This is a genomic window from Streptomyces sp. NPDC059679, assembly GCF_042734105.1.
Lineage (GTDB): Bacteria > Actinomycetota > Actinomycetes > Streptomycetales > Streptomycetaceae > Streptomyces.
Map to the genome: position 1 here is coordinate 46432 of NZ_JBHWES010000027.1, position 23922 is coordinate 70353.

General features: G+C 69.5%; 21 protein-coding genes. 12 read left to right on the top strand and 9 right to left on the bottom strand.

From position 1 onward, the window contains the following. Positions 1–22: 22 nt before the first annotated feature. The 3 genes from hppD to ACFV2X_RS27040 all read left to right on the top strand — a co-directional run bounded on the left by hppD (position 23) and on the right by ACFV2X_RS27040 (position 3010). Complete coding sequence (gene hppD, locus ACFV2X_RS27030; protein ID WP_385621047.1) at positions 23–1180, top strand: 4-hydroxyphenylpyruvate dioxygenase; 1158 nt, start codon at positions 23–25, stop codon at positions 1178–1180. Positions 1181–1353: 173 nt separating this feature from the next. Next, positions 1354–1551, top strand: coding sequence for a hypothetical protein (locus ACFV2X_RS27035; RefSeq protein WP_385621049.1), 198 nt, complete (start codon positions 1354–1356; stop codon positions 1549–1551). Positions 1552–1639: 88 nt separating this feature from the next. Then, positions 1640–3010 (top strand): FAD-binding oxidoreductase, encoded by a 1371-nt coding sequence (locus tag ACFV2X_RS27040; protein WP_385621051.1) that lies wholly within the window; start codon positions 1640–1642, stop codon positions 3008–3010. 16 nt (positions 3011–3026) lie between these two features. Here ACFV2X_RS27040 and ACFV2X_RS27045 read toward each other — a convergent pair whose 3' ends face one another. Both ACFV2X_RS27045 and ACFV2X_RS27050 read right to left on the bottom strand, forming a co-directional pair. Continuing rightward, a complete protein-coding gene (locus ACFV2X_RS27045; protein WP_385621054.1) occupies positions 3027–3434 on the bottom strand; it encodes a hypothetical protein in 408 nt (135 codons plus the stop codon). Beyond that, positions 3431–8131 (bottom strand): putative T7SS-secreted protein, encoded by a 4701-nt coding sequence (locus ACFV2X_RS27050; protein WP_385621057.1) that lies wholly within the window; start codon positions 8129–8131, stop codon positions 3431–3433. The genes ACFV2X_RS27045 and ACFV2X_RS27050 overlap by 4 nt, the downstream gene beginning before the upstream one ends. A gap of 227 nt (positions 8132–8358) precedes the next feature. Here ACFV2X_RS27050 and ACFV2X_RS27055 point away from each other — a divergent pair, with 227 nt between their 5' ends. Next, positions 8359–9543, top strand: coding sequence for an epoxide hydrolase family protein (locus tag ACFV2X_RS27055; RefSeq protein ID WP_385621059.1), 1185 nt, complete (start codon positions 8359–8361; stop codon positions 9541–9543). A 104-nt stretch (positions 9544–9647) separates the two neighbouring features. After that, complete coding sequence (locus ACFV2X_RS27060; RefSeq protein ID WP_385621062.1) at positions 9648–9827, top strand: hypothetical protein; 180 nt, start codon at positions 9648–9650, stop codon at positions 9825–9827. Between the two features lie 9 nt (positions 9828–9836). Here the strand turns inward: ACFV2X_RS27060 and ACFV2X_RS27065 are convergent, their stop codons facing one another. Then, positions 9837–10271, bottom strand: a complete 435-nt coding sequence (locus ACFV2X_RS27065) for a hypothetical protein (RefSeq protein WP_385621064.1) — start codon at positions 10269–10271, stop codon at positions 9837–9839. A 196-nt stretch (positions 10272–10467) separates the two neighbouring features. Between ACFV2X_RS27065 and ACFV2X_RS27070 the strand changes: the two genes are divergently transcribed. Beyond that, positions 10468–10866 (top strand): SseB family protein, encoded by a 399-nt coding sequence (locus ACFV2X_RS27070; RefSeq protein ID WP_089512370.1) that lies wholly within the window; start codon positions 10468–10470, stop codon positions 10864–10866. Between the two features lie 25 nt (positions 10867–10891). Beyond that, the gene (locus ACFV2X_RS27075; RefSeq protein ID WP_385621066.1) at positions 10892–11809 is read left to right on the top strand and encodes an endonuclease/exonuclease/phosphatase family protein; all 918 of its coding nucleotides are present in this window, start codon (positions 10892–10894) and stop codon (positions 11807–11809) included. Between the two features lie 45 nt (positions 11810–11854). On the opposite strand, the gene ACFV2X_RS27080 is transcribed toward ACFV2X_RS27075, so the two are convergent. The 4 genes from ACFV2X_RS27080 to ACFV2X_RS27095 all read right to left on the bottom strand — a co-directional run bounded on the left by ACFV2X_RS27080 (position 11855) and on the right by ACFV2X_RS27095 (position 16011). Further along, a complete protein-coding gene (locus tag ACFV2X_RS27080; RefSeq protein WP_385621067.1) occupies positions 11855–12598 on the bottom strand; it encodes a methyltransferase domain-containing protein in 744 nt (247 codons plus the stop codon). Positions 12599–12643: 45 nt separating this feature from the next. After that, positions 12644–13798: an abortive phage infection protein gene (locus tag ACFV2X_RS27085; RefSeq protein ID WP_385621069.1), complete on the bottom strand. Its 1155-nt coding sequence runs from the start codon at positions 13796–13798 to the stop codon at positions 12644–12646. A 217-nt stretch (positions 13799–14015) separates the two neighbouring features. Then, positions 14016–15065: an NAD(P)-dependent alcohol dehydrogenase gene (locus tag ACFV2X_RS27090; RefSeq protein ID WP_385621071.1), complete on the bottom strand. Its 1050-nt coding sequence runs from the start codon at positions 15063–15065 to the stop codon at positions 14016–14018. 1 nt (position 15066) lies between these two features. Further along, a complete protein-coding gene (locus tag ACFV2X_RS27095) occupies positions 15067–16011 on the bottom strand; it encodes a helix-turn-helix transcriptional regulator (RefSeq protein ID WP_385621074.1) in 945 nt (314 codons plus the stop codon). Positions 16012–16310: 299 nt separating this feature from the next. Here ACFV2X_RS27095 and ACFV2X_RS27100 point away from each other — a divergent pair, with 299 nt between their 5' ends. From ACFV2X_RS27100 to ACFV2X_RS27110, 3 genes are all read left to right on the top strand, one after another. Continuing rightward, entirely contained in the window at positions 16311–18200 is a 1890-nt protein-coding gene (locus tag ACFV2X_RS27100) for an RDD family protein (RefSeq protein ID WP_385621077.1), read from the top strand. Positions 18201–18348: 148 nt separating this feature from the next. Beyond that, positions 18349–19068, top strand: coding sequence for an RDD family protein (locus ACFV2X_RS27105; RefSeq protein WP_385621080.1), 720 nt, complete (start codon positions 18349–18351; stop codon positions 19066–19068). A 66-nt stretch (positions 19069–19134) separates the two neighbouring features. Continuing rightward, positions 19135–19635 carry an RDD family protein gene (locus tag ACFV2X_RS27110; RefSeq protein ID WP_055414011.1) on the top strand — a complete coding sequence of 167 codons (501 nt, stop codon included), beginning with the start codon at positions 19135–19137 and terminating at the stop codon, positions 19633–19635. Positions 19636–19660: 25 nt separating this feature from the next. On the opposite strand, the gene ACFV2X_RS27115 is transcribed toward ACFV2X_RS27110, so the two are convergent. Next, positions 19661–19993: a hypothetical protein gene (locus ACFV2X_RS27115; protein ID WP_385621083.1), complete on the bottom strand. Its 333-nt coding sequence runs from the start codon at positions 19991–19993 to the stop codon at positions 19661–19663. A gap of 331 nt (positions 19994–20324) precedes the next feature. Here ACFV2X_RS27115 and ACFV2X_RS27120 point away from each other — a divergent pair, with 331 nt between their 5' ends. Further along, complete coding sequence (locus ACFV2X_RS27120) at positions 20325–22718, top strand: immune inhibitor A domain-containing protein (RefSeq protein ID WP_385621085.1); 2394 nt, start codon at positions 20325–20327, stop codon at positions 22716–22718. 131 nt (positions 22719–22849) lie between these two features. After that, positions 22850–23161 carry a hypothetical protein gene (locus ACFV2X_RS27125; RefSeq protein WP_089512381.1) on the top strand — a complete coding sequence of 104 codons (312 nt, stop codon included), beginning with the start codon at positions 22850–22852 and terminating at the stop codon, positions 23159–23161. A 43-nt stretch (positions 23162–23204) separates the two neighbouring features. Here the strand turns inward: ACFV2X_RS27125 and ACFV2X_RS27130 are convergent, their stop codons facing one another. Continuing rightward, a complete protein-coding gene (locus ACFV2X_RS27130) occupies positions 23205–23789 on the bottom strand; it encodes a nicotinamidase (RefSeq protein WP_385621087.1) in 585 nt (194 codons plus the stop codon). Between the last annotated feature and the right edge of the window lie 133 nt (positions 23790–23922).

The window sequence follows — 23922 nt, forward strand, 5'->3', positions numbered from 1 at the left end:
GTCATGGAGTCACGGTGAAGACATGACTGAGACCTTGGATCACACCCTGGCCGTGACGGGAGAAGGCGCGCGTCGGGCGGACCCCTTCCCGGTGAAGGGGATGGACGCGGTCGTCTTCGCCGTCGGCAATGCCAAGCAGGCCGCGCACTACTACTCCACCGCGTTCGGCATGCGGCTCGTCGCCTATGCCGGGCCCGAGAACGGCAGCCGGGAGACCGCGAGCTATGTCCTCGTCTCCGGCGGCGCCCGCTTCGTGTTCACCTCCGTCATCAAGCCCGCCACCGGATGGGGCACCTTCCTCGCCGAGCATGTCGCGGCCCATGGCGACGGCGTCATCGACCTGGCCATCGAGGTGCCGGACGCGCGCGCCGCGTACGAGTACGCCATCGCTCACGGCGCCTCCGGTATCGAGGAGCCGCACGAGGTCAAGGACGAGTACGGCACGGTGGTGCTCGCCTCCATCGCCACGTACGGCGACACCCGCCACACCCTCGTCGACCGCTCCGGCTACACCGGCCCCTACCTCCCCGGCTTCGCCCCCGCCGCCCCGCTGGTCGAGCCGCCCGCCCGCCGTAACTTCCAGGCCGTCGACCACTGCGTGGGCAATGTCGAACTGGGCCGGATGAACGAGTGGGTGACCTTCTACAACGACGTCATGGGCTTCACCAACATGAAGGAGTTCGTGGGCGACGACATCGCCACCGAGTACTCCGCGCTGATGTCCAAGGTCGTCGCGGACGGCACCCGCAAGGTGAAGTTCCCGCTCAACGAGCCCGCCGTCGGCAAGAAGAAGTCCCAGATCGACGAGTATCTGGAGTTCTACGGCGGCCCCGGCGTCCAGCACATCGCGCTCGCCACGAACGACATCGTCGCGACCGTACGGGCCATGCGCGCGGCCGGTGTCCAGTTCCTGGACACTCCCGAGTCGTACTACGACACGCTCGGCGAGTGGGTCGGCGAGACCCGGGTGCCCCTGGAGACGCTGCGGGAGCTGAAGATCCTCGCCGACCGCGACGAGGACGGCTATCTGCTGCAGATCTTCACCAAGCCGGTGCAGGACCGCCCGACGGTCTTCTTCGAGCTGATCGAGCGGCACGGCTCGATGGGCTTCGGGAAGGGCAACTTCAAGGCGCTGTTCGAGGCGATCGAGCGCGAGCAGGCCAGGCGCGGCAACCTCTGACCTTTGCCTGGCCGCGGACCGTGCCCCCTTTGTCCCCGGCCCCTTGCGCGAAAGTACGAACTAAAGCTGTTACGAACTTCGGACCGTCTACACTCGGCGCGTTGCTATCCAGTACAACGCCGCGTGGTGTATGGGGAGTTGTTGAGGTTCGAATGGCGCAAGATGTGCAAGATATGTACGCCAAAGGGCGGCTGACCAGGAACAAGTTCGCCCTCGGGGGAGGGAAGGCCGCCGCCTCGGGCGCGCTGGGAGTGCTCTCCGTCCCCGCGCCCGACACGGCCGAGGACGAGGCGCCGGCCGGCGAGGGCGGCGCGCGGGAACTGCCGGCTCTGACGGCCCCGACGGCCCTGACGGCTCAGGAACAGCCGTAGCTCCGGCGCCGGCCCAGCCGCCGGCTCCCGCACCACCCGCCGCCGTGGCGATCTTCCCTCCCGGACGGTCGGGTGCGAGTCTGGAGCCATGGCTGATCTGATGGAGATGCTGCGGGAGGGCCTCCCCTCCGAGGCCGTCCTGACCGACCCCGACGTCATGAGCTCGTACGCCAACGACATGGCGAGCTTCTGCGAGGCGGGCACCCCGGCCGTCGTCGTCCTCCCGCGCAGCGTCGAGCAGGTGCAGCACGTGATGCGCACCGCGACCGTCTTTCGTGTCCCGGTCGTGCCGCAGGGAGCTCGTACGGGCCTGTCGGGGGCCGCCAACGCCTCCGACGGCTGCATCGTCCTCTCCCTGGTCAAGATGGACCGGATCCTGGAGATCAACCCGGTCGACCGGATCGCGGTCGTCGAGCCGGGCGTGGTCAACGCCGTTCTGTCGCGCGCCGTCATGGAGCATGGCCTCTACTACCCGCCGGACCCCTCCAGCTGGGAGGAGTGCACCATCGGCGGCAACATCGGCACCGCCTCCGGCGGCCTGTGCTGTGTGAAGTACGGCGTCACCGCCGAATACGTACTGGGCCTCGACGTCGTCCTCGCCGACGGCCGGCTGCTGAGGACCGGCCGCCGCACCGCCAAGGGCGTCGCGGGCTATGACATGACCCGGCTGTTCGTCGGCTCCGAAGGCAGCCTCGGCATCGTCGTCCGCGCCGTGCTCGCCCTCAAGCCCGCCCCGCCCCAGCAACTGGTCCTCGGCGCCGAGTTCCCGTCCACCGCGGCCGCCAGCGACGCCATCTGCAAGATCATGGAGAGCGGGCACACCCCCTCGCTCCTCGAACTCATGGACCGCACCAGCGTCCACGCGGTCAACACGATGACGAACATGGGCCTGCCGGACTCCACCGAGGCCCTTCTCCTGGCCGGTTTCGACACCCCGGACCCCGCCGCCGACCTCGCCGCCATCGGCGAGCTGTGCACCGCCGCGGGCGCCACCGAGGTCGTCCCCGCCGAGACCGCCGCCGAGTCCGACCTGCTGCTCCAGGCCCGCCGGCAGACCCTCCCGGCCCTGGAGGCGGTCAAGGGCGTCACGATGATCGACGACGTCTGCGTTCCGCGCTCGCAGCTCGGCGCGATGATCGACGGGGTCGCCGCGATCGCCGAGAAGTACAGCCTGACCATCGGTGTCGTCGCCCACGCCGGCGACGGCAACACCCACCCGACCGTCTGCTTCGACCCCTCCGACCCGGACGAGACGCGGCGCGCGCGGGAGTCCTTCGACGAGATCATGGCCCTGGGCCTCGAGCTGGGCGGCACGATCACGGGCGAGCACGGGGTGGGGGTCCTCAAGCGCGAGTGGCTGGCGCGGGAACTCGGCCCGGTGGGGGTTGAGTTGCAGCGAGGCATCAAGCAGGTCTTCGACCCGCTGGGGCTGCTGAACCCGGGCAAGCTCTTCGTATAGCCGTTGCCTCCGGCGGCTATTTCCTCTGTCGGCCCTGGTACGCGTCCCACGCCAGCCAGTGGAGGAGCTGGTCCCTGACCTTCGCTTTGGCCGGCGACAGCGAATTGAAGTCCTTTTCGGCGATGTCGAGCCTGGCGAAGTCGTAGCGCGGCTTCTCTCCGGCCTTCAACTCCATGGCATGCGGAATAGCCGCGATCAGGCACATCCAGCTCTTCACTGGTGAGGGCTCCGGAAGATAAGGGATCACCACGAAGAGCTGCCCCGACTCCAGGTCGAGGCCCTTGCCTTTCCTGCTGAAGCCGCTCGTCCGCGCGGTCTCCACAAGCTCTCGCATGCGGGACGGCGATGCCGTCATGACGGCGGCGGGGACGGGCCAGCCGAACCACGACCCGACTCGCCTGGATCTCCTCAGCCAGTTCATCATGGGACAACCCATACCTCTGTATCGGGAGTGATTCCTGGAGAGTACGGGTCGTGCACGCGATCCAGGGCCTCGCCTATGCGGTGGTTGCCGTTGACCACTTCTCCGTTGTCCAGGACGACACTGCCGCCCAGCTCATCCGGGTTGTTGATCGATTCCAGCAGGCGCTCGTCGTCCATTCCGCGTATAGCCGCCAGCTTCTCCGGGTCTCCGCGGTCGGGCAGTCTGACGTCTTCCAGATCGCCGAGTCGCATGGGCACCCGTTTGGCCCTCATCGCCGCGTCGGCCGCTTCCGCGGCGCTGGGTTGGCGGCCGAAGACCTTGCTGAGGAATTTCCCGATTCCGGAACGAGTTTCGCCGTCGGGGTACGGCCCGAGCCCCAGCGGGTCGCTCCAGGTGTGGGGGTTGTGGACATAGGTGGCGGGGTTGGGGGCGGGGATCAGGCCGAGGGGGTCGGAGGTGAGGTAGCGGGCGGTGGTGGGGTCGTAGTAGCGGTGGTGGTTGTAGTGGAGGCCGGTTTCCGGGTCGTAGTACTGGCCGGGGAAGCGGAGCGGGGTGTACGTGGTGCTGGTGGCGGCCCAGGTGGTGGTGCCCCAGAGGGTGGTGCGGGCGTGCCAGGCGATCTCGCCGGACTCGTCGATGAGGTGGGTGGGGGTGCCGACGAGGTCGGTGACGATGGCGTAGAACCGCTGGTCGACCTCGCGTTGGGAGGTTGCGTCGGTGATCCGCTCGGTCTGCGCGATGGGGTGGCCGCCCCGGTGGTCCCAGGTCAGGGAGATGGGGTGGGGGAGGCCCGGTGTGCTGGTGGTCTGTTCGACGAGGGTCGAGCCGTCCCAGGTGAAGTCCACCTGCTCCATGACCGTTTCGCCGTCGGCGGCGAGGCGTTGTTTGGCGGTGCGGCGGCCGAGAGGGTCGTAGAGGTAGCGCCAGATGGTGCCGTCGGGGGTGGTGACGGTGGTCAGGCGGTCCTCTGGGTCCCAGGTGTAGTGCCAGGTGTCGGGTTTGCGGGAGAGGCGGGTCTTCTGGCGGAGGGTGAGGCGGCCCGCGTCGTCGTGTTCGTAGCGGATGTCTCCGGCGCGGGTGACGCGGGTGCCGGTGTAGGTCCGGTCTCCTGTCGCATCGGCTTCAGGGTGTCGCTCCGGCCAGGTGGCGTGGGTCTGGTTGCCCGCCTCGTCGTACGCGTAGCTCTCCGTCCAGTTCCGGGCCCGGACCGTGGTGACGCGGCCCGCCGCGTCGAGGTCGAAGGTGCGGGGGCCGGTGAGCCGGTCGTCGATGGCGGTGAGGTGGCCGTCGGCGCGGTAGCTGTAGACGCGGTGGTGGAGAGGGGCGGTGGCGGCGGCTGGGCCGGTGAGGGTCTGTTCGGTGAGTCGGCCGAGGGGGTCCCGGACGGTGGCGAGGGTGAGGTCCCCGCTGATCCGGCGGCTGGTCTCGCGGCCCGCAGCGTCGTGGTCGAAGCCGAGGGTGTGGCCGGAGGCGGTGAGGGTAGTGCGGTTGCCCGCCGCGTCGTAGGTGTAGGTGGTGGTGGCCCCGGTGGGGGTGATGCGGCGGACGCGGCGGCCCAGCGCGTCGTACGTGTGGGTGAGGACCCGGCCGTTCACTATCTCGGATTTGACGCGGCCCATGCGGTCGCGCTGGTAGACCACCTCGACGTCGGGCCCGGTGGCCGAGGCCAGGCGCCCGGCGGGGTCGTAGTCGTAGGCGGTGGTGCGGCCGTCGGCGGTCTTGCGGACCGTACGGCCGAGCGCGTCGCGTTCGAAGGCCACCGTCTGGCCGAGGGGGTTGGTGCGGGCCGTGAGGTGTCCCGCCGCGTCGTGGGCGTAGGTGTGGGTGCGGTGGTCGAAGTCGGTCTCGGCGACCAGGCGTCCGGCCGGGTCGTAGTCGTAACTCCAGGTCAGGCCCTGGGGGTTGGTGACCTGGGTCAGGCGCAGGGTGGCGTCGTGGGCGAACTCGTAGCGCACCCCGTCCGGGCCGGTCCGGGCGGTGAGCAGATCGAAGTGGGTGTACTCGTAGGTGGTCGTGCCGCCGCCCGGGTCGGTGTGGCTGGTGCAGTTGCCCTCGCCGTCGTACGTCCAGCGCTCCTGGGACCCGTCGGGGTGGGTGCGGGCGGTGAGTTTGCCCTCCACCGTCCACTCCAGGTGGGTGGTGTGGCCGAGCGGATCGGTGATGGTGGTGGGGCGGCCGAAGGCGTCGCGCTGGTAGCGGGTGGTGGCGCCGAGTGGGTCCGTGATCTCCACCGGGAGGCCCGCCGGGTCACACATCACGCGTGTGGTGTGACCTAGCGCGTCCGTGGTGGCGATCAAGTGGCCGTGGTCGTCGTAGGCGTAGCGGGTGGTGTGGCCGGCGGGGTCGGTGAGGCTGGTGCGGCGGCCTGCCTCGTCGTAGGTCTGCCGCCAGGTGGCGCCGTCCGCGCCGGTCAGGGTGAGGGGGAGGCCGAGCGCGTCGTAGGTGGCGGAGGCCGTGTGGCCGTCGGGGTGGGTGACGGTGGTGAGGTGTCCGGCCTCGTCGTAGGTGTGGGTGGTGGTGTGGCCGAGGGGGTCGGTGTGGGTCAGGGGGCGGTGGTGGCGGTCGTAGGTGGTGCGGGTGGTGTGGCCCAGGGGGTCGGTCTGGGCGATGACCTGGCAGGCGTCGTCGATGACGTAGCGGGTGGTGTGGCCGTCGGGGGTGGTGACGGTGGTGATGCGGTGGCCGGTGGCGGGGTCGGCGTCGTGGTAGTCGATGCGGATCGATATGTGGCCCGCCTCGCCGCCCTCCGCGATACAGCGGTCGCGGTTGTCGTAGACGTAGTCGTAGCGGCGGTCGTTGGTGTCGGTCCAGGAGATGACCCGGCGTTCGTCGTCGTACGCGAACCGCAGGGGCAGACCGGAGGAGTTGATGACCTCGGTGAGGTTGCCGTCGGTGTAGCCGTAGCGGATCAGCTCCTGATCCGAACCGTCCTCGGCCGCGCCCGCCAGGTGGAGGGCGGTGATCCGGCCGTCTGCGGTGGTCAGCTTCAGGTGATAGCCGGCCGAGTGGACGACATCGGTGGGCGCTCCCTCGCTGTCGTGGTCGAAGGTGATGAAATGGCCGCTTCGGTCCATGACCTGCGCCAGCCTTGCGACCCCGTCGCCCCCGCCCTCCGGGCCGGTGAAGTGGCGGGTGTGCCCGGCGTCGGGGTCGGTGAGGGTGAAGTCGCCCTGCGCGTCCCGCTCCAGCGGCCAGCGCGGACCCGCCTCGGGGAGGGTCGGCAGGCCGGGGGCGGGGTGCGGATAGGACAGCAGCAGCCCGTCCTCGCTGATGAACACGACACCCTCGGCGTCGATCTCCAGCCGCTGGTCGGCCGTGCTCGACCATGACGGACCGAACCAGCCCCCCGCCGCATAGCCCGACTCCACCCGGCGGCGGAAGATCAGGGGCAGCTCGCCGGGCAGGGTCACATCCGTCTGGGGCAGGAACATCTTCCCGGTCGCCAGGTCCACCGGGTCCGTGCCCTTGCACGGCCTCCCGGCATCCTTGCGCGCGAACGGATGCGACCCCTCCTTGCGCAGCGCCGCACGCGCCGCATCCTCCCCACCCCGCGCATACCGGGCCGCCGCCATACCCTCACGCGCCGCACCCATGCCCGCCCGCGCCGCGCCGAGTCCCTTGGTGCCGATCAGCTCGGGCACCAGCCGGCCCAGGCCCTCCGACGGGTCCTTGGCGAAGGCGTCGAGCATGGTCTTGCCCGCCCCGACAGGATCGTTGGCCATCGTCACCAGCCCGGCCGCGGTGCTGTTCAGGTTGGTCACGTACTCGGCGGGGTGGGTGATGTTGTACGGGTCCAGCGGATTGAGCCCACGGGCGAAATTGACCAGCCCCGCCGTCCCTTTCACCACACCACCGAGGAAATGCGACGCGTCCAGCTGCAGACCCTCCAGCCCATCGGCGACCTGCTCGCTGTACGACGGCTTGGGCGGGGCGGCGTCCCGGGCCTGCGCCACCGCCTTGACCGCCGTCTCCTCCGCCCGGTCCCGCTGCCGCCGCGCCTCGTCCAGCTTCTCCTGCGCGGCCTGCGCCTTGCCCGGGCCCGGGTCGGCGAAATCCCCCGGCTTCTTCGGCTTCGCCCCCGGCTCCTTCCCGTCCTTCACCGCGGCGTTGTACGTGTCCACTGCCGTGTTGTACGCGTCGACCTTTCCGTTGTAGGCCGAACGCGCCTCCTCCGACGCCTTCTTCGCCGCCTTGTACGCGTCGATGGCCTCTTGCGCCTGGCCCTGCGCCCACTCCACGGTCCCCGCGAAGCCCTCCAGCGCCAGCGCGGCCTTCTCACACGCGTCCGCGGCCTTGAACCACTTCGCCGGCTCGTCCGCCACCGTCTTCCCGAACGCGTCCGCGCTCCGGCCCTTCAGCCGGGACGGATCCACTCCCTTCAGCCCACGCCCCACCTGGTCGAACGCCTTCTGGAAGTCCCGCAGATGTGTGGCCGTGGACCGGATCTTCCCGGCGCTGCCGAAGACCAGCTTCTTCGGGTCCTCGGTCTCGTCCAGCTGGAACTCGGCGACATCGGCGCCCAGGGCGTTCGCCGCCGAACGGGACTTGTCACGGACCCAGTCCGCCCCGCCCTCCCAGCCGACCTTGTCCAAACCCTCCGCGGACTTGTTGCCCAGCCACTCCACACCGTCCCCGACGGCCTCAGTGCCCGACTCAACCGCGTCATCGAGCCAATCGGGGGTCAGATCCCACCCCATCAACGGCACCCCCCGGATGTTTCGGACACCTGGAAGGGCCATCTATACCGAGATTCGGCCACACACTCCAGCAACGTCATGACGCCCCCGCCTCCCCGTCAACAACCGAGCGCTACCCGACAGTATTCACAGAAGGGGAGGTAACCGCCATCTTGAGGTGTTGCTAACCGAAGGTGGCCGCTTTAACTCGTTCGCTCCGCAAACCCGGCGGATCTACCATGCATCGGATGACGAACCTGGCCGAGATCATTCGCCCCTTCCGCATCGACATCCCGCAAGCCGAGCTGGACGATCTGCACGCACGGCTCGACCGCACCCGATGGCCCGATGAACTGCCGGGCGTGGGGTGGGCGTACGGCATTCCGCGCGACTATCTGCGGGAGCTCGTACGGCACTGGCGCCACACATACGACTGGCGGGCCGCCGAGGCCCGGCTGAACCAGTGGCCGCAGTTCACCACGACGATCGACGGGGCGAACATCCACTTCGCGCATATCCGCTCACCCGAGCCGGACGCGACCCCGCTGGTCATGACGCACGGTTGGCCGGGCTCCATCGTCGAATTCGCGCAGGTCGCCGGCCCGCTCACCGACCCACGTGCCCACGGCGGCGACCCCGCCGACGCGTTCCACCTCGTCCTGCCGAGCATCCCGGGGTTCGGCCTCTCGGGACCGACGCGGGAGACCGGCTGGGAGTACCACCGGGTCGGCGCCGCGTTCGCCGAGCTCATGGAGCGCCTCGGCTACCGGCGATACGGCGCCCAGGGCGGCGACTGGGGCTCCGCCATCTCCCGCGAGCTCGGCCGCATCAACCCCGACCGGATCATCGGCGTCCACCTCAACCACATCCCCGGCTCCTCCGCCACCGAGGAACCCGACCCCGCCCTCCTGGCCACCCTGCCCCCGGCCGAACGCGCCCGCACCCTCGCCTCCTGGGAGCTGAACCAGCAGTGGGCCCGCGACCGCCAGGGCTACGCCGACATCCAGTCCACCCGCCCCCAGACCCTGGCCTACGGGCTCACCGACTCACCGGTCGGCCAACTGGCCTGGATCGCCGAGAAGTTCAAGGAGTGGACCGACTCCCGCGACCGTCCCGAGGGCGCGGTCGACCGAGACCAGCTCCTCACCAACGTCATGCTCTACTGGCTGACCGGCACGGCCGGCTCCGCCGGCCGCATCTACTACGAACGCGCCCACTCCGCCTGGGGCGCGGCCCCCGAACCCTCCACCGCCCCGACCGCCCTCGCCGTCTTCCCCCGCGAGAACTTCATCGCGCTGCGGCATATCGCGGAGCGGACGAACAACATCGTGCGGTGGACGGAGTACGAGCGGGGCGGGCATTTCCCGGCCATGGAACAGCCGGATCTGCTGGTCGCGGACATCCGGGCGTTCTTCCGCGGCCTCGGGAGATGAGCGGAGCGGGGCCTCATGGTACGGCGCGGGTGGCTGAATCTGCCGCACCGTGACGTTCGGTACGAGGGTGACGCCGAGCCCGGAGGCCCGAGGCGGCCGCGCGCGTGGCCCCCCACATCGAGTACGAGGTCGTCCGGGACAGCCGCACCATGGTCCTCTGGCGTATCGACCCCGACGGCCTCACCACCGCGCTACGCGCCTTCGCCCCCGGTGTGCCGCTGCGCTTCCACCAGGAGTACTGGAAGGGGAGTTCGGGCGGGATCGACCTTGACGTGCTCCCGTGACCGGCAAGTTCACTTCGCTTCGCTGACCGGACGCCGTGGGTCGTCGATATCGACGGTTATTTCGACGGCTGAGGTCGAGACGAAGGACGCGATCTTGCCGTGTAGCCGAATCTCTTGGAACGGGTTCGATTCGGTGAGGAAGACAGCCCACATAAGTGAACGGTCGGGAGTCAAACGCGCTATGAATCCTTCCGAGCCGTAGGAACCCTCACCGCCCCAGAGGAAACCGCCATGAGCCAGCTCCACGGATTTGAGTCCATCGACCTCGGACGTCCAATCCGGTTCGCTTGTGATTACCTGATGCAGATCGAAGGCCCCAAGAAGCCTGAAGCCGTTCGGCGTGCCCGGTGAGAGGGCCGCGTCGTACGAATTTCCGTCCGTGAGATGGAGCGCATCCCGGATCGGGAGCCGGAAATCTCCCCATAGGAGTTGGATGTCAGTCATGTGCGTTTTTCGCTGCTGGGCTCGACATACTGGTCGATGATCCTCCTGCCGCGGTGGGTGTGGCATGTGCGCACGGGATGTCTCAACGCCACGGAGTCGGGTACTCGGCGGGCTTACGACCGACGGAAAACCGGTTCGGCTCGTTCGGATCGGCCGCTGACCTGCCCATATGCCACTCCGATCGCTGGAGAGAACCATGAGTGACCTCCCCGACGACAGCACCGTCCACGCCACCCAGCACGCCCTCGGCGAACTCGCGGCCAACCGGGCGGACGATACGGCGCTGGACACCCTCGCCAGTAGCGAGGTGCTGCTTCCCGCTCCCGAGGGCGTGGAGGATACGGACCCGCAGGCCGTGACGCTCCCCGTGCTCGAACAGGACGACGGTGCCCAGCTGGTGCCGGTCTTCACCACCCCGGACCGTATGCACCAGGCCCTGCCGCAGATCCACCGCTACCACCGGGTGCCGCTGGGCGCACTTGCCCAGGGCTGGCCCTCCGATGAGCTCTCGCTGGCCATCGACGCGGGCGCGCCCGAAGAGGTGACCCTCACCGGGGGCGGCGTACGCACCCTCCTCACGCGTCCCGGCCGCTGAGGCCGCTGAGCCCCGGGCGAGGGCGATGTGCACGGCCATCGCCGCCGCACTGGCCCTGCTGCTGTCCTCGGTGTCGGCTGTGGAGTCCGGGGCGTGTATGGCCACTACACCCGCACAGGTGATCGCTCCACCGCGGACGCAGGTGGATGGTTCCGCTACGGGGATTTCTTCGCCCGAGTGGAAGTCTTCGCCCGAGTGGAAGGCTGTCTTCCCGAATCGGGTCGCGAGCTTCAACGTGTGCAATCCGTGCCGCGTTTCCAACCCGCACTACCACGTTGACCAGATCGTGGACCAGATCGTCAAGTACAGGCCCCAAGTCATCGCACTGGAGGAGATCTGCGTCGGTGAGACACAACGCGTTATCAGTGAGCTGAGGGCAAAGGGCTACCGGTACTACGCCGCACACGGAAACACGATGAACACCCGGTGGAACTGCTACGAGTTCGGTTCCGCCTACGGGAACGCGATTCTGTCCGCCGCGCCGCTCACCAACAAGGTGAACCGCCATTACTCACAGGGCGGGAGTGAGCCCCGCGGATACGTGGCCGCCGATACGACTGTCTCGGGCAGGAAGGTGCGGGTCTTCGCGACCCACCTTGCCGCTCAGGCCGGGCGGGCCAATGTGCGTAAAGTGCAGGTCGGGGAACTCATCGCAGCCGTCCGGGCCTATCCGGACGTCATTGTGCTCGGGGACTTCAACACCGAGCCGAACGCCCGTGAACTGTCTCCCATGTGGTCGAAATTCCATGACGCCGACCCTGCCTGCGGTCCGACCCATTACCTTTTCCCCTGCAAGATGACAGAAGACTCCACCAGGCCCGGGGGAAAGAAGTACGACTACATCTTCCTGCGCAATGGCGGTGCCTTCAGTTCCTCCGGCGTCGGCGTCCACGAGAACTTCTCCGATCACAAACTCATCCACGCCGACCTGGCCACCAACTGACCGCTGGGTGAGTGCGGGGTTCCGGGTGCCCGACCACGAGATCGTTCAGAGGTCGGTCACCAGCAGCCGGTATCCGACGTCGATGGTGTCGAGCGCGAGCAGTTCGGCGTGGCGGGTGTGCCAGCGGCCGGTCGTCAGATCGTCCGCAAGCCGGGCCAGACCGGGTGCGATGGTGTCCTCGCCGGTCTGGGCGAGCAGGGAGATCCCCGCGCGCACCTGCGGGTCGAGATAGGCCTCGGGGCGGCGCCAGTATGCGGCACCGAATCCGTCCACGCAGTCGTGGGGGACCGGCACCGGCTCCTGGCGCGCCCCGCCGAGCAGGCCGATCAGTTGGTCGGTCGGGGTGGCACGGGTGTCGTCGAACGCGGCCGCCTCCGGGAGGTAGTCCCGGACGAGCCAGAACCGCTCACGGAAGACCTGCTGGTCCCACGTCAGGATGACGATGCGGCGGCGGGCGACCCTGCGCAGTTCGTCGATCCCGGCTGCCAGGTCGGTCCAGTGGTGGACGGTCAGCAGGGCCAACGCGGCATCGGCTGCGTCGTCACACAGCGGCAACCGTTCCGCGACGGCCTGCACGGCGGGCGCGGATCCCGGCGGACGCTGGGCGATCATGACCTGGCTGGGCTCGACCGCGAGGGCCGTCTGCGGCGGTTCATAGGAGCCGGTGCCCGCTCCGACGTTGATCACGTCGGTGACGTTCCCGAGCGCCGCGTGGATCTGCGCGGCGATCCGCGGATCCGGCTGTCGGGTGCGGGCGTACGTCGTGCCGAGTGTGTCATAAGTGGCCATGCTGGTCAGTATGCGAAGCGGGCACCGTCGTTGTCCTGCACATATCTACCGTACGTGGCGGCCGTAGTGCTGGGCCAGTGCGTGGAACGCTTCCTTCGGTTCCCAGTGCCAGTGGGGCGTCGGGTCCTCGAAGGTCTTCCAGATCGGCTTGACGATGCCGTAGCTCGCCAGGTCGAGGTCGTAGCGCGGGTTGGTCCGATGCGGGGCATCGGGGGTGACGAACTGGTACACCAGGGCCGCGTAGAGGTTCATTGACTCGAAGACATTGAGCAGATCGGTGAGGTACGCGGCCTGGGTCCGCTCGCTGCGGGCCAGATCGCCGACGATCTCCGGGGGGTCCTTGTCGTAGTCCACGACGTTCCAGCCCATGCCGCCCTGCTCCGGGGCGCCCTTGAAGGTGCAGGTGCCGAACTCGGAGATGACGACCGGCTTGCCCCAGCGCAGGAAGGGGGTGAGCTCGCGGACGTAGTCGGCCTTGTTCGGGAAGTACGAGTAGTAGTTGACGCTGACCATGTCGAACAGGTCCCAGTCGACCTCCTCGTCCTGCGCCGCGCCATACGTCATCCGGCCCTTGAAGACGGACCTGCCGACCTTCGCGGCCCGCGCGGTGAACTCGCGCAGCCTACGCACCATCTTCTCGGGGTCGAAGTTTCCGCTCAGCATGTTCTTCACGCGCTCAAGAGCGTTGTCACCCGGCACGATGCCCGGCACGAACAACACGAATTCGGCGCCCACGCTCAGGTGGACCCGCGTGCCCTGGCGCCGCAGTTGCTCGGCATGCCTGCCCGTCTCCGCCAAGTGGTCGAGGATGTCCTGGTGGGAGACATCCGCCAGACGCGGCTGGAGCCAGACGTGCAACCCCTGCTCCGCCGCCTCCGAGGATGTGGCCTTGAGCCGGTCGAGGCCATCGCCGAAGACCGACACCGAGCCGGCGTGCAGATCGTTCTTGATGACCTGGATGTCCTTGCGCATCCGCGTGGCGCTCCAACTCGTCGCCGGCGTCTCGCCGTCGATGACCTCGTACGACACGCCCCGATAGGTCAGGCCGCCCGGGCCGCCGCGACTTCGCTCCCCGGCCCGGCCCGGTGTCAGCGGCGCACCCGACGCACCCGACGCCGCAACGGTCGCAGCTGCCCCAACGGCTCCCAGGGCCCCCGCCCCTGCCAGAAAACGCGCCCGGCTGATTCCCCTGCCCCGCATGGTGGTTCCCCCTGGTGTCCTGGCCCGCGCTCTGCGACCCACCACCAGTTTCGGGAATAACGGCGCACCCCGTCGTCAGCCGATGGTCTGCGCCTGATTGACTTTAGTTGTACGGGGCCTGCACCTTTGGGATCGGCCTTCGTGACGATGGTCGGCCTTCGTGGCTATGGTCGGCCTTCGTGGCGACCATAGCCACGAAGACTGACCACACCACCTACTAGCCCTTCAGCGACGCGATGTCGATCACGAACCGGTACCGCACATCGCTGCTCACGACCCGGTCGTAAGCCTCGTTGATCTGGTCGGCCGGGATCACCTCGATCTCCGCGCCGAAGCCGTGCTCCGCGCAGAAGTCCAGCATCTCCTGCGTCTGCCGGATGCCGCCGATCTTCGAGCCCGCCATCGACTTACGGCCCATGATCAGCGAGAACTGGTTGAACGAGCTCGGGAACTCCGGGCCGCCCACGTGCACCATCGTGCCGTCGCGCTTGAGCAGCGAGAGGTACGCGTCCAGCGGGAGGTTCGCCGAGACCGTGTTGATGATGAGGTCGAAGGAGCCGGCCAGCTCGGCGAACGTCGACTCGTCGCTGGTCGCGTAGAAGTGGTCGGCGCCCAGCCGCAGCCCGTCGTCCTTCTTGCGGAGGGACTGGGACAGGACGGTGACCTCCGCGCCCATGGCGTGGGCGATCTTGACGCCCATGTGGCCGAGGCCGCCGAGGCCGACGATGGCGACCTTCTTGCCGGGGCCCGCGTTCCAGTGGTCCAGCGGGGAGTAGAGGGTGATGCCGGCGCACAGCAGCGGGGCGGCGACGTCGAGGGACAGGCCGTCGGGGATGCGCAGCGCGTAGTTCTCGTCGACGACGACGTGCGTGCTGTAGCCGCCGTAGGTGGGGGAGCCGTCGTACTGCCTGCCGTTGTACGTCGACACCTCGCCCTTGAGGCAGAACTGCTCCTCGCCCGCCAGGCAGTTCTCGCATTCGCGGCAGGAGTCGACGAAGCAGCCGACGCCGACCCGGTCGCCGACGGCGTACTTGGTGACGCCGGAGCCGACCTCGGTGACGATGCCCGCGATCTCATGGCCGGGGACCATCGGGAACAGGGCGCTGCCCCACTCCTCGCGGGCCTGGTGGATATCGGAGTGGCAGATGCCGGCGTACGCGATCTCGATCAGGATGTCGTGCTCGCCGACCGGGCGGCGCTCAATGGTGGTGCGCTCGAGCGGGGCCTTGGGGGCAGGGGCAGCGTACGCGGTGACGCTGGTGGTCATATCAGTGATCTCCGTGAACGGGGTTTCGGGGTATGGAGGGGGGACGGGAGGAGGGAGAGGGGGAAGAGGGAGAAGAGGACGAGGCGCGGTCGGGGGGCGCGGTCGCGGTCCAGTTCGCGAGTAGCTGCAGTGCCGCCTCGGAGGGGGATCCGGACTCGACCGTGTAAATGCACATCGCCTGATCGTCATCGCCGGGGAAGGTCACGTTCTCGTAGGCGAGCGTCATGTCCCCGACCACCGGGTGGTGGTAGAGCTTGACGCCGTGCGACTTCTCCCGCACGTTGTGATCGGCCCACCACGTACGGAACTCCGGGCTCTTGATCGTCAGCTCGCCGACGAGCTCGGTGAGGACCGGGTCATCGGCCTGGCGGCCCGCCTGGAGCCGCAGGGTGGCCACCATCTCCGACGCGTACTTGTCCCACTCGCGGTACAGCTCGCGGGCCGCCGGGTCGAGGAACATGAAGCGGGTCAGGTTCCGCTCGCGGTACGGCAGCGCATCGAAGTCGATGATCAGCGCGCGGGCCAGCCGGTTGGAGGCCAGCACATCGCCCCCGCGCCCGAGCACGAAGGCGGGCGAGACCCCCTCCAGCATCTGCAGCACGCGGTACACCCCGGGCCGCACCCGCTGGGGGCGGAGCGGCCGGCGGCGCTGGGTGCGGCGCGGCCGTGGCCTGGCCAGCTCGAAGAGGTACGCACGTTCGGTGTCGTTCAGATGCAGGGCGCGCGCGACGGCGTCCAGCACCGCCTCCGAGACATTCAGATGGCGGCCCTGTTCCAGCCGGGTGTAGTAGTCGGTGCTGACCCCGGCCAGATGTGCCAGCTCCTCGCGGCGCAGCCCCGGCACCCGGCGGGGGCCGGAGGTGGTTGCGTTCACGCCCGCGTCCTCAGGGCGCAGCCGGGCCCTGCGGGTCCGCAGGAACTCGCTGAGCTCGGTGTTGCGGTCCATGGATTCCAGTATTCGTGGCCGGAAAGGCTCGCGGCCGTGTCAACGTAGGTCTGCTGGACCTAGGCGGGCCGGACCCAGCCAGAGGCCCGCGGGTGTACGGCGGCGTCGCGCTCGCACGGGAGAGTGGTGCCCACCCAGGATGGGTACGGGCCTCGGGCCGGTCTGATAGACCTTGACAGCGCGCTCCGTGTTGCACTGCGGCTCTTGTACGGCAGACTGCTTGTCGCCCCCCACCGCGACGCACCGCACAGGCGCGGCGCAGCACAGCACGGCCGAGCAGATACGGGACATCGGAGATCATGAGCGCCCCTACCTCAGGATCCGCGGACGGCACCTCCTTTCCTGGTTTTTATCCTGATCCGTCCATCCCCGGCTACATCCGTTACTGGAACGGCGCCGCCTGGGTGCCCGGCACCAGTCGGCCCGCGCCGATCGAGGGCGAGGCCATGCCCGCGCCGCCGCCCGGGGTGACCCATACGCAGGTCACGGCCCCGGTGCCGGACGAGACCGGCCCCATGTATCTCGACGAGGCACCTGCTGCCGGTCCTGCTGCCGGTTCTGCCGGCCCTGTCGGAGACAGCGGCGGACGGGCGCTGCCGGAGCTGCGTCCGCGCGGTGAGATGGACGTACGGAGCGGGCCGGGGCCCGAGCCCGTGCCGCCTGCCCAGGGTGTGGGCGGCGCGGCTCCGGCCGGCATGGACTGGAACGATCCGCAGCGGCTGCACGGCACCCGGCCGGAGCCCGCGTCGGCCTGGCAGGCGGACGCGGCCCGGCAGTCCGGTTTCGGCGGGGAGCAGGACCGCCGCGTCTCCTGGGGCTCGAACCCGGCGGAGCCGGGAGCGGGGGCCGGAGGCCCGGCTTCCGGTGGGCCGGCCAGGCCCGGGGTGCCGGATCCGCGCCGGGCCGTCAGTGGTCCTGGTGGTTCTGGTGGTACCGGTGGCTCCGGCGGTCCCGCGGGCGCGCAGGCTCTGCCGCCCGCGCGGCGCGCTCCGGAGCTGCCCCCGGCGGAGCCGGGCCCCGGCGCGGGCGCGAGCGGTGATACGGATGCGCCCGGCGGCGGGCGTACGACAGGCGGGGACGGCACGATCTCCATCCGCGCGATCCGGCCCGGCCAGACCGGATCGGGGGCGGGCAGCGGCGCGCCCACGCGGGACGACGGCACGATGACGATGCGCGCCCTCGGGCGCGGTGCGCCGAAGCAGAGCGGCGGTACGGCGGCGCCCGGGCAGCAGCAGGGACAGCAGGGACAGCAGGGACAGCCGGGACAGCAGGGACAGCCTGGCTGGTCCGGGCAGGCCGGTGGGCAGCCCGGCGGGGCCGCTCCCGTGCAGGGCGCGGGTGCGCTGCCCCCGCAAGGCGGCGTTGTGCTTCCGGGCGGCGGTCCGGCCGCGCCCGGCCACGGCGTTCCCGCGCAGGGCCCGGTCGGGCTGCCCGACGGTGGTCCTGCCACACCCGGAGCCCGGCCCCAGCCTCAGCCCCAACCCCAACCCCAGCCCCAACCCCAGCCCCAACCCCAGCCTCAACCCCAATCCCAGCCCGGCTGGCAGCAGCAGGTGCGGCAGCTCGCCCAGCAGCCCGCGCCCGGTGCCGTCCCAGGCGCGGGCCCGGGCGGGGGCCCGGGCGCCCCCGGCGGTGCGCCTGAAGGCGTCATTCCGTGGAAGCCTCCCGTCGACAACCCCTTCCTTCAGGCCGCCCAGGCCCAGGGCCGGCCCGCCTCCCTCGGCCGTCGCCTCGTGGCCCGGCTCATCGACTCCGCCGTACTCCTCGGGGCCGTCGGCGCCGCCGCGTATCCCCTGTGGTCCAAGGCGAGCGAGCACTTCGACGAGAAGGTGGAGCGCGCCAAGCTGACCGGCGAGACCGTCACCGTCTACTGGCTGGATGGCACGACGGGCGCCTACCTCGGAGTGGTGCTCGGCCTGCTGCTCGTCGTCGGGCTGGTCTACGAGGCGTTCCCGACCGCGAAGTGGGGCGCCACGCTGGGCAAGAAGCTGTGCGGGGTGCGGGTCCTGGACATCGAGGGGCACGACACCCCTTCCTTCGGTGCCGCGCTGCGCCGCTGGTTGGTGTACTCGGTGCTCTGGCTGCTGGTGATCGGGGTCCTCAATGTGCTGTGGTGCCTGTTCGACCGGCCCTGGCGGCAGTGCTGGCACGACAAGGCGGCGCGCACCTTCGTGGCTGGTCGCGGCTGAGCCGCAGGGGCGTGGCTGAGCTGTACGCCGGTGCCGGGGCGGTGAGGCGGTAGGGGCTGTACGGGGCGCTGACTCGTACGGTCCATCCCGCTCGCCCGAACGGAGCGCGCCGGATGCGGCGGCTCCGGCTCCGGGTTCGACTCGGGCCATGAGCACCGACCAGCCGACCCCGGGGCCTGACGAACCCCGGCCCGACCAACCCCGGCCCGACCAACCCCGGCCCGACCAACCCCGGTCCGAGGAGCCCCCGTCCGAGGGGACCAGGCCCGAGGAACCCCGGCCAGGCGAGCCAGGGCCGGGCGAGCCGCGGGCCGAGGAGCAGCCGGAGGGCGACGCGTTCTCCAAGCAGCAGCCGCCTCCCTCCTTCGGCTCGCCGTACGGAGGCGAGTACGGCGGCGAGTACGGCGCCCCCGACCCGCTCGCGGGCATGCCCCCGCTTGCGAACCGCGGCCGCCGCCTCGTCGCCCGGATCATCGACGCGCTGATCGTGGGCATCCCGGTGGGTCTGGTGATGGCGGTGCTCGTGGGCGACTACGACCCGGTGAACAACAACGACGAGGCGACCGCCATAACGATCGTCTACGCCCTGGTGTACTTCCTCTACGAAGGGCTGATGCTGACCAAGTACGGCCAGACGGTGGGCAAGAAGGTGATGAAGATCCGCGTCGCCCTGCTGGAGAACGGGGAGATCCCGGCCGGTCAGCCGGGCTGGCTGCGCGCCGGTACGTATGCCCTGCCCGAGATCGTGCCGTGCTGTGGCTTCATCTTCTGGCTGATCAATGTGTTGTGGTGCACCTGGGACCAGCCGTACCACCAGTGTCTGCACGACAAGGTCGCCAAGACGGTCGTGGTCGCCGTGCCTTCATGATCCGCTGCCCCGAAATCGCAGCCCCCGAGCTACCTGCCGCCCGCGCGCTGCTGGTGTAATCGGGGCATGAGCCCCGACCAGCTGTCGTATCCGCAGCACCACCCCCCTGTGGGCATGCCGCCGCCCGCCACCCCCGGCCAGCGCTTCGTCGCCCGGCTGGTCGACACCCTGATCCTCGGGTTCATCTGGACCGTGGCGCTCGCCTCGACCGGCGCGCTCAAGTACGCCTACGACCACCCCGGCGAGCAGGACATGGGCAAGGTGACCCTGTCGCTGGTGATCACCATGGCCGTCTACTTCGTCTACGAGGGCGTGATGCTGGCCCGCAGCGGCCAGACGCTCGGCAAGAAGGCGCTGCGCATCCGCGTGGCGATGCTGTCCGACGGCGATGTGCCGGGCCGCCAGGGCTGGCTGCGGGCCGTGGTGTACGTACTGCCCGGGATGCTGATCCCGCTGCTGGTGGGCACCCTGTTCTGGCTGCTCAACGTCCTGTGGTGCACCTGGGACCAGCCGCTGCGCCAGTGTCTGCACGACAAGGCGGCGAAAACCGTAGTGGTGGCGGCCTAGCAGTACCGCCCAGCGCGCGGCGGCGTCAGCCGTGGAGCGAGTGCTGGCTGACCCGCGGCTCCACCGGCTCGGCGTGGGCGTGGGCCGGGGTGGCGGCGGGAGTGGCGGGGGCGGGGGTCCGCGGCGCGCGGACCAGGACGGTCCGCCGGTTCGTACGCGCCGCCGCCGAACGGCCCGCGCGCGGGGTGCCGGGCATCGGCACCGTGACGGCGACGAGGAGCCCGAGCGCCAGCCCGGCCACGGCTATCACCGCGACTCCCAGGCCCGATCGCGTCTGGGTCAGCAGCAGCATGGCGAAGGTCGAGAAGACGACGGTGGCCGAACCGTAGGCGAACTGTGCAGGAGTCGGACGCGGCATGGCTGGATCCGTCCTCAAGGCATCGACTATGCGGGGGGCATGAGTCACAGGGGTGTGCACCGGCAAAATGACTCTACGGTGCTGAATGCCCGACGGGAAACGCAAGTAAGCGTGACCTGACCCACGGGGCCGTTGCATTGGGGGCGCAGGGGCGCACATGGCCCCGCGCCGTCCCAACTGGTGAGATTCGCACGCCCGTTGGTGTCCGGAATCCGGTAAAGGTGGGTCGCGAAACGTACTTGTCCCCTGTATCCAAGTCAAGGTCTGTTTTTTCTCCTGCCTCTCCGGTCAAATGTCCCGCACTGGTGTCACTGGGGAGGACTGGAGAAGCGTGAGCAGTCAACGGAGGGCCGCGAGAACGGCCGCCATCGCCACCGTGGTCGCCGCGCTCGGCGCGGCGGGGCTGTCGACAGGCATAGCCCAGGCGGACAATGGGTCATCTACGCGCGTTGAGCGACGCGACCCCGCGCCCGCGAAGACCGACGTCGAACACGACCTGGCCGGGCCTTACAGCAAGCAGCAGGAGGCGCAGCGGCAAGAGGCGCTGCAACAGGTCATATCCGGGGACGCGAAGGCGGATCGGCGGGGCGCGTCCTCGGTGGTGAAACTCGGCAAGGGCAAGTACGTCGAATTGGCCCGGGAGAAGACCGACAAGATCTTCACCATCCTGGTCGAGTTCGGCGACAAGGTCGACGACACCACCATGTACGACCCCGACGGCGCGGACGGCCCCGAGCCGCCGGTCAAGAAGTACGGCGGCGCGCCGGGCCCGGCGCACAACACGATCGCCGAGCCGGACCGCGCGAACGACAACAGCACGGCCTGGCAGAAGGACTACAACCGCCAGCACTTCCAGGACCTCTACTTCTCCGCTGACAAGGGGAAGGAGTCGCTGAAGAAGTACTACGAGAAGCAGTCCTCGGGCCGCTACTCGGTGGACGGCGAGGTCTCCGACTGGGTCAAGGTCGACTGGAACGAGGCCCGTTACGGCTCCAACTACTGCGGCGACACCAACTGCGCCAACGCCTGGGACCTGATCCGCGACGGCGTCAACCAGTGGGCCAAGGACCAGAAGGCGGCCGGCCGCACCGACGCCGAGATCAAGGCGGACCTGGCCAAGTACGACCAGTGGGACCGCTACGACTACGACGGCGACGGCAACTTCAACGAGCCCGACGGCTATATCGACCACTTCCAGATCGTCCACGCCGGTGAGGACGAGTCGGCGGGCGGCGGCGCGCAGGGCACGGACGCGATCTGGGCCCACCGCTGGTACGCGTACGGCACCGACGCGGGCCGTACCGGCCCCGGCGACAACAAGTCCGGCGGTGCGCAGATCGGCGACACCGGCATCTGGGTCGGCGACTACACCATGCAGCCGGAGAACGGCGGACTCGGCGTCTTCGCCCATGAGTACGGCCATGACCTGGGCCTGCCGGACGAGTACGACACCACCGGCAAGGGCGAATCGTCCGTGGCCTTCTGGTCGCTGATGTCCTCCGGCTCCTGGCTGGGCACCGGCAAGGACGCGATCGGCGATCTGCCCGGCGATATGAGCGCCTGGGACAAGCTGCAGCTCGGCTGGCTGAACTACGACACGGCGAAGGCCGCCACGAAGTCCCGGCACACCCTCGGGCCGGCCGAGTACAACACCAAGAACCCGCAGGCGCTGGTGGTCGAGCTGCCCGACAAGGCCAAGACCACCAAGATCACGCAGCCCGCAGAAGGCTCCAAGCAGTGGTGGAGCGGCATGGGTGACGATCTCAAGAACACCCTGACCCGGTCCGTGGACCTGACCGGCAAGTCCAAGGCGAGCCTGGACCTTCAGGGTTGGTGGGACATCGAGGAGAACTTCGACTACCTCTACGCCGAGGTGTCCACGGACGGCGGCGCCAACTGGACGCCGGTGGACGGCACCGCGGACGGCAAGGCCATCCCGCGCGACGCCGGCGACAAGCCCGCGCTGACCGGGACCTCGGGCGCGTACAAGAAGCTCTCCTTCCCGCTCGACGCCTACGCGGGCAAGAAGATCGACCTGCGCTTCCGCTACCAGACGGACGGCGGTGTCGCCCAGGCGGGCTTCGCGGCCGACGCGATCACCCTGACGGCTGACGGCGCGCCGGTGCTGACCGACGGCGCCGAGGGTGACGACAACGGCTGGACCACGAACGGCTTCTCGCGCATCGGGGCGTCCTTCACCAAGGACTACCCGCAGTACTACATCGCGGAGAACCGCCAGTACGTGTCGTACGACAAGACCCTCAAGGTCGGCCCGTACAACTTCGGCTGGGCGGGCAGTCGGCCCGACTGGGTCGAGCACTTCCCGTACCAGAACGGTCTGCTGATCTGGCTGTGGGACACCTCGGAGCCGGACAACAACGTCGGCGTCCACCCCGGCTCCGGCCAGATCCTGCCGATCGACGCGCACGCCACCGCGCACACCTGGGCGGACGGCACGCTGATGCGCAACCGCATCCAGGCGTACGACTCGCCCTTCAGCTGGTACCCGACGGACGGCTTCACGCTCCACAAGAACGGGGCCGCCGCGAAGGTCCCGGCAAAGCGGGGCGCACCGGTCTTCGACGACCGTAAGGGGACTTACTGGTACGAGTCGAATCCGACGGGTGGAGTGAAGGTTGCTGACAACAACACCAAGATCAGCATCCTGAAGGAGCTTCCCGGCGCCTCCACGCTGACCGTCCAGGTCTCTCCGTCCGCTTCCTAGATCAATAGATCTGCCGTCGTCGCAGGTCAGAGCGGCATCGGCCGTCGCCCCCTAGCGGGCGGCGGCCGTTCGCGTTTAGATGCCCCTAGACCTTTCTTGCTGACACGACGTCTCACGGGGGACATGAACAGATGGCCGACGGAGGATTCACCAAGCTGCCGGGAGGCAGCGTGGTCGTGGCACTGACCCTGCCGCGACCACTGGGCGAGGGCGGCGTACGGGTGCTGGTGCACGCCGCGAACCGGCAGCGCGCCCTGACCAGGCTGCGCAACCTCGGACTGCGGGCGGTGTACCTGCGGGGGAACAGCGCGCCGCCGACACCGGACGAGGTCACGGCGGTGCTGCACCATCCGGACGGGCTGGTGTGGCGCACGGCGCCGTACGGGGTCGGGGAGCTGTGGCACCCCATCGCGGCACTGCTGCGACCGCCCGCGACGGCGTAGCCCGGCTGTCGCCCGATATGGCGCGGACCCGATGTAGCGCGGATCAGACGACCGGCTTGCCGGAGAGCTCCACGCCCGCCGCGCGAAGCTCCTCCAGGGCCCGCTCCGTGGTCGCCTCGGCGACCCCGGCGGTCAGATCCAGCAGGACGTGCGTCGCGAACCCCTCGCGGCGCGCGTCCAGGGCCGTGGCCCGGACGCAGTGGTCGGTGGCGATGCCGACCACGTCCACCTCGGTCACCCCGCGCTCGCGCAGCCACCGCGCCAGCGGCATCCCGTTCTCGTTGGCCCCCTCGAAACCGCTGTACGCCGCCTCGTACGCGCCCTTGTCGAAGACCGCGTCGATGGCGCCGGAGGCGACGGCGGGGGCGAAGTTCGGGTGGAAGCCGCTGCCCTCGGTGCCCGCCACGCAGTGCGGCGGCCAGGTGCGCTCGTAATCCGGGTGGTCCGAGAAGTGGTCCCCGGGGTCGATGTGGTGGTCCCGGGTGGCGACGACATGGCGGTAACCGGGCGTCGCCTCCCCGATCAGATCGGTGATGGCGGCGGCGACATCCGCGCCGCCCTGGACCGCGAGGCTGCCGCCCTCGCAGAAGTCGTTCTGGACGTCGACGACGATCAGTGCCCGGTGCATGGCGTGCGCCTTCCGGCTGGGATCTGTGTGCTGGTGATCTACTGACTGTGGCGGATGTCACCGAGGGTAGACACTCGGCCAGGTTTGCGGGAGTGGGCCGGGGCCGGACGCCGGACTGGCGGGATCGCGCTCC

Bases quoted from the DNA above. Each gene is read 5' to 3' on its own strand.
- ACFV2X_RS27040 (WP_385621051.1), top strand. From the start codon at position 1,640: ATGGCTGATCTGATGGAGATGCTGCGGGAGGGCCTCCCCTCCGAGGCC.
- ACFV2X_RS27130 (WP_385621087.1), bottom strand. From the start codon at position 23,789: ATGCACCGGGCACTGATCGTCGTCGACGTCCAGAACGACTTCTGCGAG.
- ACFV2X_RS27105 (WP_385621080.1), top strand. From the start codon at position 18,349: ATGAGCACCGACCAGCCGACCCCGGGGCCTGACGAACCCCGGCCCGAC.
- ACFV2X_RS27055 (WP_385621059.1), top strand. From the start codon at position 8,359: ATGACGAACCTGGCCGAGATCATTCGCCCCTTCCGCATCGACATCCCG.
- ACFV2X_RS27095 (WP_385621074.1), bottom strand. From the start codon at position 16,011: ATGGACCGCAACACCGAGCTCAGCGAGTTCCTGCGGACCCGCAGGGCC.
- ACFV2X_RS27075 (WP_385621066.1), top strand. From the start codon at position 10,892: ATGTGCACGGCCATCGCCGCCGCACTGGCCCTGCTGCTGTCCTCGGTG.
- ACFV2X_RS27035 (WP_385621049.1), top strand. From the start codon at position 1,354: ATGTACGCCAAAGGGCGGCTGACCAGGAACAAGTTCGCCCTCGGGGGA.
- ACFV2X_RS27070 (WP_089512370.1), top strand. From the start codon at position 10,468: ATGAGTGACCTCCCCGACGACAGCACCGTCCACGCCACCCAGCACGCC.
- ACFV2X_RS27065 (WP_385621064.1), bottom strand. From the start codon at position 10,271: ATGACTGACATCCAACTCCTATGGGGAGATTTCCGGCTCCCGATCCGG.
- ACFV2X_RS27125 (WP_089512381.1), top strand. From the start codon at position 22,850: ATGGCCGACGGAGGATTCACCAAGCTGCCGGGAGGCAGCGTGGTCGTG.
- ACFV2X_RS27115 (WP_385621083.1), bottom strand. From the start codon at position 19,993: ATGCCGCGTCCGACTCCTGCACAGTTCGCCTACGGTTCGGCCACCGTC.
- ACFV2X_RS27050 (WP_385621057.1), bottom strand. From the start codon at position 8,131: ATGGGGTGGGATCTGACCCCCGATTGGCTCGATGACGCGGTTGAGTCG.
- ACFV2X_RS27045 (WP_385621054.1), bottom strand. From the start codon at position 3,434: ATGATGAACTGGCTGAGGAGATCCAGGCGAGTCGGGTCGTGGTTCGGC.
- ACFV2X_RS27085 (WP_385621069.1), bottom strand. From the start codon at position 13,798: ATGCGGGGCAGGGGAATCAGCCGGGCGCGTTTTCTGGCAGGGGCGGGG.
- ACFV2X_RS27080 (WP_385621067.1), bottom strand. From the start codon at position 12,598: ATGGCCACTTATGACACACTCGGCACGACGTACGCCCGCACCCGACAG.
- ACFV2X_RS27100 (WP_385621077.1), top strand. From the start codon at position 16,311: ATGAGCGCCCCTACCTCAGGATCCGCGGACGGCACCTCCTTTCCTGGT.
- ACFV2X_RS27090 (WP_385621071.1), bottom strand. From the start codon at position 15,065: ATGACCACCAGCGTCACCGCGTACGCTGCCCCTGCCCCCAAGGCCCCG.
- hppD (WP_385621047.1), top strand. From the start codon at position 23: ATGACTGAGACCTTGGATCACACCCTGGCCGTGACGGGAGAAGGCGCG.
- ACFV2X_RS27110 (WP_055414011.1), top strand. From the start codon at position 19,135: ATGAGCCCCGACCAGCTGTCGTATCCGCAGCACCACCCCCCTGTGGGC.